Source organism: Kitasatospora sp. NPDC005748 (assembly GCF_040630735.1).
In the GTDB taxonomy this organism is placed as follows: Bacteria; Actinomycetota; Actinomycetes; order Streptomycetales; family Streptomycetaceae; genus Kitasatospora.
Window position 1 is genome coordinate 190,643 of the sequence record NZ_JBEXYD010000008.1, and the last position, 8,543, is coordinate 199,185.

At 66.9% G+C, this 8,543-nt stretch carries 15 protein-coding genes; all 15 read right to left on the reverse strand.

The window, feature by feature from the left end; translation table 11 throughout:
* Positions 1 to 4: 4 nt before the first annotated feature.
* The gene (rplE, locus tag ABZ495_RS09690; protein WP_030300393.1) at positions 5 to 574 is read right to left on the reverse strand and encodes a 50S ribosomal protein L5; all 570 of its coding nucleotides are present in this window, start codon (positions 572 to 574) and stop codon (positions 5 to 7) included.
* Positions 574 to 885, reverse strand: coding sequence for a 50S ribosomal protein L24 (gene rplX / locus ABZ495_RS09695; protein ID WP_030055828.1), 312 nt, complete (start codon positions 883 to 885; stop codon positions 574 to 576). The genes rplE and rplX overlap by 1 nt, the downstream gene beginning before the upstream one ends.
* A gap of 15 nt (positions 886 to 900) precedes the next feature.
* Positions 901 to 1,272 (reverse strand): 50S ribosomal protein L14, encoded by a 372-nt coding sequence (gene rplN / locus ABZ495_RS09700; protein WP_030393301.1) that lies wholly within the window; start codon positions 1,270 to 1,272, stop codon positions 901 to 903.
* A gap of 102 nt (positions 1,273 to 1,374) precedes the next feature.
* A complete protein-coding gene (gene rpsQ, locus ABZ495_RS09705; protein ID WP_030055826.1) occupies positions 1,375 to 1,647 on the reverse strand; it encodes a 30S ribosomal protein S17 in 273 nt (90 codons plus the stop codon).
* Positions 1,647 to 1,871 (reverse strand): 50S ribosomal protein L29, encoded by a 225-nt coding sequence (gene rpmC, locus ABZ495_RS09710; protein ID WP_063348970.1) that lies wholly within the window; start codon positions 1,869 to 1,871, stop codon positions 1,647 to 1,649. Before rpmC ends, rpsQ begins: the two co-directional genes overlap by 1 nt.
* The gene (gene rplP, locus ABZ495_RS09715) at positions 1,871 to 2,290 is read right to left on the reverse strand and encodes a 50S ribosomal protein L16 (protein WP_030393299.1); all 420 of its coding nucleotides are present in this window, start codon (positions 2,288 to 2,290) and stop codon (positions 1,871 to 1,873) included. The genes rpmC and rplP overlap by 1 nt, the downstream gene beginning before the upstream one ends.
* Before the next feature lie 5 nt (positions 2,291 to 2,295).
* Entirely contained in the window at positions 2,296 to 3,120 is an 825-nt protein-coding gene (gene rpsC, locus ABZ495_RS09720) for a 30S ribosomal protein S3 (RefSeq protein WP_327677868.1), read from the reverse strand.
* Entirely contained in the window at positions 3,120 to 3,467 is a 348-nt protein-coding gene (gene rplV, locus ABZ495_RS09725; protein ID WP_329488124.1) for a 50S ribosomal protein L22, read from the reverse strand. The genes rpsC and rplV overlap by 1 nt, the downstream gene beginning before the upstream one ends.
* A gap of 50 nt (positions 3,468 to 3,517) precedes the next feature.
* Entirely contained in the window at positions 3,518 to 3,799 is a 282-nt protein-coding gene (gene rpsS, locus ABZ495_RS09730) for a 30S ribosomal protein S19 (RefSeq protein WP_030055821.1), read from the reverse strand.
* Between the two features lie 11 nt (positions 3,800 to 3,810).
* The gene (gene rplB, locus ABZ495_RS09735) at positions 3,811 to 4,647 is read right to left on the reverse strand and encodes a 50S ribosomal protein L2 (RefSeq protein WP_327677872.1); all 837 of its coding nucleotides are present in this window, start codon (positions 4,645 to 4,647) and stop codon (positions 3,811 to 3,813) included.
* 43 nt (positions 4,648 to 4,690) lie between these two features.
* Complete coding sequence (gene rplW / locus ABZ495_RS09740) at positions 4,691 to 5,014, reverse strand: 50S ribosomal protein L23 (protein ID WP_352286400.1); 324 nt, start codon at positions 5,012 to 5,014, stop codon at positions 4,691 to 4,693.
* Positions 5,011 to 5,688 (reverse strand): 50S ribosomal protein L4, encoded by a 678-nt coding sequence (rplD, locus tag ABZ495_RS09745; RefSeq protein ID WP_329488126.1) that lies wholly within the window; start codon positions 5,686 to 5,688, stop codon positions 5,011 to 5,013. Before rplD ends, rplW begins: the two co-directional genes overlap by 4 nt.
* A 4-nt stretch (positions 5,689 to 5,692) precedes the next feature.
* Positions 5,693 to 6,340 carry a 50S ribosomal protein L3 gene (gene rplC, locus ABZ495_RS09750; protein WP_327677876.1) on the reverse strand — a complete coding sequence of 216 codons (648 nt, stop codon included), beginning with the start codon at positions 6,338 to 6,340 and terminating at the stop codon, positions 5,693 to 5,695.
* Positions 6,341 to 6,354: 14 nt separating this feature from the next.
* Positions 6,355 to 6,663 (reverse strand): 30S ribosomal protein S10, encoded by a 309-nt coding sequence (gene rpsJ, locus ABZ495_RS09755; protein ID WP_012785157.1) that lies wholly within the window; start codon positions 6,661 to 6,663, stop codon positions 6,355 to 6,357.
* Between the two features lie 542 nt (positions 6,664 to 7,205).
* Positions 7,206 to 8,543, reverse strand: a 1,338-nt coding sequence (locus tag ABZ495_RS09760) for a hypothetical protein (protein ID WP_359835120.1), incomplete at its 5' end; no start/stop codon positions are given.

Genomic DNA, 8,543 nt, shown 5'->3' on the forward strand with positions numbered 1-8,543 from the left:
TGGCTCACGCCTCCTTGAACGGGAAGCCCAGAGCGCGCAGGAGCGCCCGGCCCTCGTCGTCGGTCTGAGCGGTGGTCACGACGGTGATGTCCATACCGCGCTGACGGTCGACCTTGTCCTGGTCGATCTCGTGGAACATAACCTGCTCGGTCAGACCGAAGGTGTAGTTGCCACGGCCGTCGAACTGCTTGGGGGAGAGACCACGGAAGTCACGGATACGCGGCAGAGCCAGCGACACCAGACGGTCCAGGAACTCCCACATGCGGTCACCACGGAGGGTGACGTGGGTGCCGATCGGCTGGCCCTCGCGCAGCTTGAACTGCGCGATGGACTTACGAGCCTTGGTCACGGCCGGCTTCTGACCGGTGATCGCGGTCAGGTCGCGGATCGCGCCCTCGATCAGCTTGCTGTCACGGGCGGCCTCGCCGACACCCATGTTGACGACGACCTTGACCAGGCCGGGCGTCAGCATGACGTTCTCGTACGAGAACTGCTCCTGCAGCTGACCCTTGATCTCGGAGTTGTAACGCTCCTTGAGACGGGGGGTCACCTTCTCAACAGACGTCTCAGACATCAGATGTCCTCACCGGTTCGCTTGGCAACGCGGATCTTGTTGCCCTCGTCGTCGAAGCGGTAGCCAACGCGGGTGACGACCTTCTTGCCGTCCTTCTCCACGACCAGCTGGACGTTGGAGACGTGCACCGGGGCCTCGACGGTGACAATGCCACCCTGAGTACCCGGGCCCGGCTTGGTGTGCTTCTTGACCCGGTTGACACCCTCGACCAGGACCTTGTTCTCGGCGGGCATGGCCTGGATGACCTTGCCCTGCTTGCCGCGGTCCTTGCCGGTGATGACCTGGACCAGGTCACCCTTCTTGATCTTCATGCTGTTCGCCATGGGTTAGAGCACCTCCGGCGCCAGCGAGATGATCTTCATGAACTTCTTGTCGCGCAGCTCGCGGCCCACCGGGCCGAAGATGCGGGTACCGCGGGGGTCACCATCGGTGTTCTTGAGAACCACGGCGGCGTTCTCGTCGAACCGGATGTACGAACCGTCGGGACGGCGGCGCGACTTCACGGTACGGACGACGACGCACTTGACGACGTCACCCTTCTTGACCGAACCGCCGGGGATCGCGTCCTTGACGGTCGCGACGATGACGTCCCCGATACCGGCGTAGCGGCGACCGGAACCACCGAGAACGCGGATGCAAAGGATTTCCTTCGCGCCCGTGTTGTCGGCGACACGCAGTCGCGACTCCTGCTGGATCACAGCTTTCTCCTGATCGTCAACGAGAGCTGACGGGCCGGCCGCTGCTCACACCGGCGCCCGCGAGGGACCCGTTGCACATACGGCCGTACCACATCGACTTCGTTACTTGGCCTTCTCGAGGATCTCGACGACGCGCCAGCGCTTCGTCGCGGACAGCGGGCGGGTCTCCGCGAGGAGGACCCGGTCGCCGATGCCGCAGGCGTTCGCCTCGTCGTGCGCCTTCAGCTTGTTCGTACGGCGGATGACCTTGCCGTACAGAGCGTGCTTGACGCGGTCCTCGACGGCGACGACGACGGTCTTGTCCATCTTGTCGCTGACGACGAGGCCCTCACGGGTCTTGCGGAAACCGCGCGTCTCGTTGGTGTTCTCAGTCATCAGGCGTTCTCCACCGTCTCGATGCCCAGCTCGCGCTCGCGCATCAGGGTGTAGATCCGCGCGATGTCCTTACGGACGAGCTTGAGCCGTCCGTGGTTGTCGAGCTGCCCGGTCGCCGCCTGGAAGCGGAGGTTGAACAGCTCCTCCTTGGCCTCACGGAGCTTGGCAACGAGACCCTCGTTGTCCAGCTCGCGGAGGTCAGCAGCCTTGGTGCCGGCCGACATCAGCTCTCACCTGCCTCGCGCCGGATGATCCGGCACTTCATCGGGAGCTTGTGAGCTGCGCGGGTCAGCGCCTCACGAGCCACCTTCTCGTTGGGGTACGACAGCTCGAACATGACCCGACCCGGGTGCACGTTCGCGATCCACCACTCGGGCGAACCCTTACCGGAACCCATGCGGGTCTCGGCCGGCTTCTTGGTGAGCGGACGGTCCGGGTAGATGTTGATCCAGACCTTGCCGCCACGCTTGATGTGACGGGTGACGGCGATACGAGCGGACTCGATCTGCCGGTTCGTCACGTAGGCCGGGGTAACGGCCTGGATGCCGTACTCGCCGAAGGCGAGCTCGGTGCCACCCTTGGAGGCGCCGCGGCGCTTCGGGTGGTGCTGCTTGCGGTGCTTGACCCGACGGGGGATCAGCATTTGGGTCAGGCCTCCGTTCCGGTGTTCTCGGCAGCCGGGGTCTCGGCGGCGACCGGGGCCTGAGCCTCGGTGCCGGCGGGACGACGGCCACGGCCACCGCGCTCGCCACCACGGCGCTCGCCACCGCGGGCGGGACGACCACCCTCGGGACGGGCCGGACGGTTGCCCGAGCGGGCAGCGGCGTTCTCAGCGCGGACCTCGGCGATGTTCTTGACGTCGCCCTTGTAGATCCAGACCTTCACGCCGATACGGCCGAAGGTCGTCTTGGCCTCGAAGAAGCCGTAGTCGACGTTCGCGCGCAGGGTGTGCAGCGGCACACGGCCTTCGCGGTAGAACTCCGAACGGCTCATCTCGGCGCCGCCGAGACGACCGGAGCACTGGACCTTGATGCCCTTGGCGCCGGACTTCATGGTGCCCTGCATCGACTTGCGCATGGCACGGCGGAAGGAGACGCGGGAGGACAGCTGCTCCGCGACGCCCTGAGCCACGAGCTGGGCGTCCAGCTCGGGGTTCTTGACCTCGAGGATGTTCAGCTGGACCTGCTTGCCGGTCAGCTTCTCCAGGTCGCCGCGGATGCGGTCGGCCTCGGTGCCACGGCGACCGATGACGATGCCGGGGCGCGCGGTGTGGATGTCGACGCGGACGCGGTCGCGGGTGCGCTCGATCTCAACCTTCGAGATGCCGGCGCGCTCCATGCCCTTCGTCATCATGCGACGAATGGCGACGTCTTCCTTGACGTAGTCCTTGTACAGCTTGTCGGCGTACCAGCGGGACTTGAAGTCCGTGCTGATGCCGAGGCGGAACCCGTGCGGGTTAACCTTCTGGCCCATTACCGGGTCCCTTCCTTGCTGCTGACGACCACGGTGATGTGGCTGGTCCGCTTGCGGATCCGGTAGGCACGGCCCTGGGCACGCGGACGGAACCGCTTCAGGGTCGGGCCCTCGTCAACGTACGCCTCGCTGATGACGAGGTCGTCCACGTTGGAGTGGTTGTAGTTGTGCGCGGCGTTGGCAATGGCGCTGTTGAGCACCTTGCTGACCGGCACGGTAGCGGCCTGCGGAGCGAAACGCAGGACCGCCTGGGCCTCCGTGGCGTTCAGGCCACGGATGAGGTCCACCACGCGGCGGGCCTTCATGGGCGTGACGCGGATGTACCGCGCCTGGGCCCTGGCTTCCATGGTTGTCCCCTTGCTGGTGTAAGTCATTGAGTCGGTAATCTCGCTGGCGACTAGCGACGCTTCGACTTGCGGTCGTCCTTGACGTGACCGCGGAAGGTACGCGTCGGCGCGAACTCGCCGAGCTTGTGGCCGACCATCGACTCGGTGACGAACACCGGGACGTGCTTGCGGCCATCGTGCACCGCGATCGTGTGGCCGAGCATGGCCGGGAAGATCACGGAGCGACGGGACCAGGTCTTGATGACGTTCTGGGTACCCGCCTCGTTCTGAGCGTCCACCTTCTTGAGAAGGTGGCCGTCAATGAAGGGGCCCTTCTTGAGACTGCGCGGCATCTGACCTGCTCCTAGCGCTTCTTGTTGGTCTTGCGGCGGCGCACGATGAGAGCGTCCGACGCCTTCTTCGGGCGACGGGTACGACCCTCCTTCTGGCCCCACGGCGAGACCGGGTGGCGACCACCGGAGGTCTTACCCTCACCACCACCGTGCGGGTGGTCGATCGGGTTCATGGCCACACCACGCACGGTCGGGCGAACGCCCTTCCAGCGCATACGGCCGGCCTTGCCCCAGTTGATGTTCGACTGCTCGGCGTTGCCGACCTCGCCGACCGTCGCGCGGCAGCGCGCGTCGACCAGGCGGATCTCACCGGAGGGCATGCGCAGGTGCGCCATCTTGCCCTCACGCGCCAGCAGCTGGATGCCGGCACCGGCGGAGCGGGCCATCTTGGCACCGCCGCCGGGACGCAGCTCCACCGCGTGGATGGTGGTACCGACCGGGATGTTGCGAAGCGGCAGGTTGTTGCCGGGCTTGATGTCGGCGCCAGGGCCGTTCTCAACCCGGTCGCCCTGCGCGATGCCGCGCGGCGCGATGATGTAGCGCTTCTCGCCGTCCGCGTAGTGCAGGAGCGCGATGCGCGCGGTGCGGTTCGGGTCGTACTCGATGTGCGCGACCTTGGCCGGCACGCCGTCCTTGTCGTGACGACGGAAGTCGATCACGCGGTAGGCGCGCTTGTGACCGCCACCCTGGTGGCGAACGGTGATCCGACCGGCGTTGTTACGGCCGCCCTTGCTGTGCAGGGGGCGAACCAGCGACTTCTCCGGCGTGGACCGCGTGATCTCTACGAAGTCGGCCACGCTGGAGCCACGACGGCCCGGCGTAGTCGGCTTGTACTTGCGGATGCCCATTTGGCTCTCTCGTCCTCGTCCTTATCGACGATCACGATCTCCGTTAGGAGACCGGACCACCGAAGATGTCGATGCGGTTGCCCTCAGCCAGCGTCACGATGGCGCGCTTGGTGTCCTTGCGCTTGCCAAAGCCCGTCTTGGAGCGCTTGCGCTTGCCCTGACGGTTGAGCGTGTTGACGGACTCGACCTTGACCGAGAAGACCGTCTCGACGGCCTGCTTGATCTGGGTCTTGTTGGCACCGGGCGACACGACGAACGTGTACTTGTTCTCGTCGAGGAGCGAGTAGCTCTTCTCCGAGATGACCGGCTTCACCAGGACGTCACGGGGGTCCGTGAACGTCTTGCTCGTGATCTCTGCAGCCATCAGGCGGCGCTCCCTTCGAGCTCGCCCTCAGCAGCCACGGCCTTGGCGGACGCGGCGGGACCCGCCACGAAACGCTCGAAGGCGGCCTGGGTGAAGACCACATCGTCGGAGACGAGCACGTCGTAGGTGTTCAGCTGGCCGGCGTCCAGGATGTGCACGTGCGGCAGGTTACGAGCGGACTTGAGGCCCAGCTCGTCCGCGCGCTCGACGACCAGGAGGACGTTCTTGCGCTCGGTGATCTTGCCGAACAGGCTCTTGGCGGCCTTGGTCGACGGCGCCTCGGTCGCGGTCACGTCGGTGATGACGTGGATGCGGTTGTGGCGGGCCCGGTCGGTGAGCGCACCGCGCAGGGCGGCGGCGATCATCTTCTTCGGGGTCCGCTGCGAGTAGTCGCGCGGCACGGGACCGTGCACGACGCCACCGCCGGCGAACTGCGGCGCGCGGGTCGAGCCCTGACGGGCGCGGCCGGTGCCCTTCTGGCGGTACGGCTTCTTGCCGCCACCGCGGACCTCGCCACGCGTCTTGGTCTTGTGGGTGCCCTGACGGGCCGCAGCGAGCTGCGCCACGACGACCTGGTGCATCAGCGGAACGCTGACCTTCGCGTCGAAGATCTCGGCCGGCAGCTCAAGGCTGCCGGTCTTGTCGCCCGAGGGCGACAGGATGTCAATGGTGCTCATATCCTCACAGCCCCTTCGCCGCGGTGCGGACGAGGACGAGGCCGCCGTTCGGGCCCGGGATTGCGCCCTTGATCAGGAGCAGCCCCTTCTCCGCGTCAACGGCATGGATGGTCAGGTTCTGGGTGGTCACGCGCTCGTGGCCCATCCGGCCGGCCATCCGTACGCCCTTGAACACACGACCCGGGGTGGCGCAGCCACCGATCGAGCCGGGCGAGCGGTGCTTGCGCTGCACACCGTGACCGGCGCCGAGGCCCCGGAAGTTGTGGCGCTTCATGACACCGGCGAAGCCCTTGCCCTTGGAGGTGCCGGTCACGTCGACCTTGACACCCGCCTCGAACAGCTCGGCGGTGATCTCCTGGCCCAGCGTGTACTCGGACGCGTCCGTGGTACGCAGCTCGACCAGGTGCCGGCGCGGGGTGACACCGGCCTTGGCGAAGTGACCCGCGAGGGGCTTGTTCACCTTGCGGGGGTCGATCTCGCCGAAGCCGATCTGGACGGCGTCGTAGCCGGCCGGGCTGTCGGCGGTGTGGACCTGGGTCACGACATTGGGCCCAGCCTTGACGACGGTCACCGGAACGATCCGGTTGTTCTCGTCCCAGACCTGGGTCATGCCGAGCTTCTCGCCCAGGATGCCCTTAATCTGCTTAGCCATCTTCGGTGTGCCTCTCAGAGCTTGATCTCGATGTCGACACCAGCCGGCAGGTCGAGACGCATCAGCGAGTCAACCGTCTTCGGCGTGGGGTCGAGGATGTCGATCAGACGCTTGTGAGTGCGCATCTCGAAGTGCTCGCGCGAGTCCTTGTACTTGTGCGGCGAGCGGATGACGCAGTACACGTTCTTCTCAGTGGGCAGCGGCACCGGGCCCGCGACCTGCGCACCAGTGCGAATGACGGTCTCGACGATCTTCTTCGCCGAGGAGTCAATCACCTCGTGGTCGTAGGCCTTGAGCCGGATGCGGATCTTCTGTCCCGCCATGGCTACTCAGTAGTCCTTTGTGTCGTCTGCTGCTTCTACGGCCGGATTCATCCAGGTGGACTGTGTCCGGTGGTGCCTGTGGATGGTTTCCTCCGACCCACGCGGTCGGGCGTGTCGCCCTGTCGCTTGCAAAAAGTCCGCGAAGAGGTTGCCCTCTGCGGATTTCCTACGGATCGGTGAGGTCTTGCATCCACCAGGCGCCGGATCGAGGCCCCGCCCACGCTTCCCGGAAGATTCCCGTACGTCCGCCCCGCAGCTGCCGCGGTGTCGCCTTCACACCACTGCGTCCACATACCTCACGTGAACACATGAACGGCCATCACGGGAACGACGAGTACATGGGACTCGCTTCCAGTCCTCCCGGCGGGAGGCGCGTAGCATCGGCACTCAACCGAGCAACTTGGACATACTGCCACATGGAGCAGCGACAAAGCCAATCGGGGCCGGCGGGGATCTCCCCCGCCGGCCCCGACGGGGTCCGTCCCGGTCACCCGGCCCGTCCGGTCACCCGGTGCACCCGGTCACCTGGTGCGTCCGGTCGCTCAGCGCTTGCGCCAGATCATCCAGCCCTGCTGCTTGTTGGTCCGCTCCACGTACCACTCGTCCGGATGTTCCTTCCAGTAGGACTCCGGCGCCTTCCCCTCCTCGGCCAGCGGGGTGACGAGCGCGGTCGCCGCGGCGGGGACGGGCTGCCAGCGCGGATCCAGGTACCAGACCCGGCCGTCGTAGACCTCGAAGGCCTGGGCCATCCGCAGGCTGCCGTCGAGGTCCCAGGCGAGCACCAGGTTGTCCTTGGGCTTGATCCCGGCGGCCTTGGTGAAGCCCGTCGCGAGCGGCTTGCGCCAGTCCGAGTGCGGGTAGGCGACCTGCTCGGTGATGGTCGCGGTGGCGAATCCGGCGAACAGCGCGAGCGAGAGGCCGACCGCCCAGAGCACCCGGCGCCCGCCGGCCACCAGCATCAGGGCGACGGCGCCGAGGATGATGAACGCCGCGGCGGTCGAGCGCATCATGTTCAGCCGGGACCAGTCGGCGGCCAGGAAGGTCACGTCCGGCATGCCCCAGCCGATGAAGACCTGGGTGTGGAGCAGCTTGCCGGCGGACCAGATCACCAGCTTGGCGAGGACGAGGGTGAGCACCACCGAGCCCGCCACCGTCAGGACGACGTTGCGCAGGCTGAACCGGGCGAGCACCGCGACCCCGGCCACGAAGGCCACCGGGACGAGGTAGGCCACGTAGCGGGCGTAGACCCAGTTGTCGATGCGGGCGTCGTCCGGCAGGGCGGCGGCCGAGGCGAGCGCGGTGCCGACCAGCAGGGCCACCATCACGCCGCCGACGATCCGGTGCGGGCGCGGGAAGCGGCCGCTGAACAGCGCGAACAGGCAGACCACGACCGCCAGGCCGCCGATCCCCCAGGTGGAGACGATGAAGTACCAGATCTGCCCGGTGGTCCTGGTCAGCGTGCGCTGCAGGATGTCGGGGTTCTTCAGGCCGTCGATCAGGTAGCTGCCGACCTTGCTCGGCTCGACGGTGAACTGGCGGTCGAGCCACCAGGAGAGCGCCTTGGCGCCGACCGAACCGACGCCGAGCGCGCCCAGGCCGACCAGCGTGGTGCGCCACGGGGCCCAGCGCAGCACCAGGACGCCGACGAGGACCACTCCGGTGAGCGCCACCACGACACCGCCGCGGTCGTGCGTGGCCATCGTGTACGCGGCGGCCGCGCCGGTGCCGGCCGCGTACCAGTAGCGGTGCTTGACCGGGCCCTCGCTCAGCCAGCCGTGCATGCAGAGCAGCCAGGCCAGGATCAGCACCGGCAGCACGGTGTCCGACATGACGAACTCGGAGTAGAAGATCACCGGCGGCAGCAGCGCGGTGGCCCCGGC

What these genes read in the sequence shown, in the direction of transcription:
- rplX (WP_030055828.1), bottom strand. Translation starts at nt 885, where the DNA reads ATGAAGATCAAGAAGGGTGACCTGGTCCAGGTCATCACCGGCAAGGAC.
- rpsJ (WP_012785157.1), bottom strand. Translation starts at nt 6,663, where the DNA reads ATGGCGGGACAGAAGATCCGCATCCGGCTCAAGGCCTACGACCACGAG.
- rplE (WP_030300393.1), bottom strand. Translation starts at nt 574, where the DNA reads ATGTCTGAGACGTCTGTTGAGAAGGTGACCCCCCGTCTCAAGGAGCGT.
- rplV (WP_329488124.1), bottom strand. Translation starts at nt 3,467, where the DNA reads ATGGAAGCCAGGGCCCAGGCGCGGTACATCCGCGTCACGCCCATGAAG.
- rplP (WP_030393299.1), bottom strand. Translation starts at nt 2,290, where the DNA reads ATGCTGATCCCCCGTCGGGTCAAGCACCGCAAGCAGCACCACCCGAAG.
- rpsQ (WP_030055826.1), bottom strand. Translation starts at nt 1,647, where the DNA reads ATGACTGAGAACACCAACGAGACGCGCGGTTTCCGCAAGACCCGTGAG.
- rpsS (WP_030055821.1), bottom strand. Translation starts at nt 3,799, where the DNA reads ATGCCGCGCAGTCTCAAGAAGGGCCCCTTCATTGACGGCCACCTTCTC.
- rplD (WP_329488126.1), bottom strand. Translation starts at nt 5,688, where the DNA reads ATGAGCACCATTGACATCCTGTCGCCCTCGGGCGACAAGACCGGCAGC.
- rplC (WP_327677876.1), bottom strand. Translation starts at nt 6,340, where the DNA reads ATGGCTAAGCAGATTAAGGGCATCCTGGGCGAGAAGCTCGGCATGACC.
- rpmC (WP_063348970.1), bottom strand. Translation starts at nt 1,871, where the DNA reads ATGTCGGCCGGCACCAAGGCTGCTGACCTCCGCGAGCTGGACAACGAG.
- rpsC (WP_327677868.1), bottom strand. Translation starts at nt 3,120, where the DNA reads ATGGGCCAGAAGGTTAACCCGCACGGGTTCCGCCTCGGCATCAGCACG.
- rplB (WP_327677872.1), bottom strand. Translation starts at nt 4,647, where the DNA reads ATGGGCATCCGCAAGTACAAGCCGACTACGCCGGGCCGTCGTGGCTCC.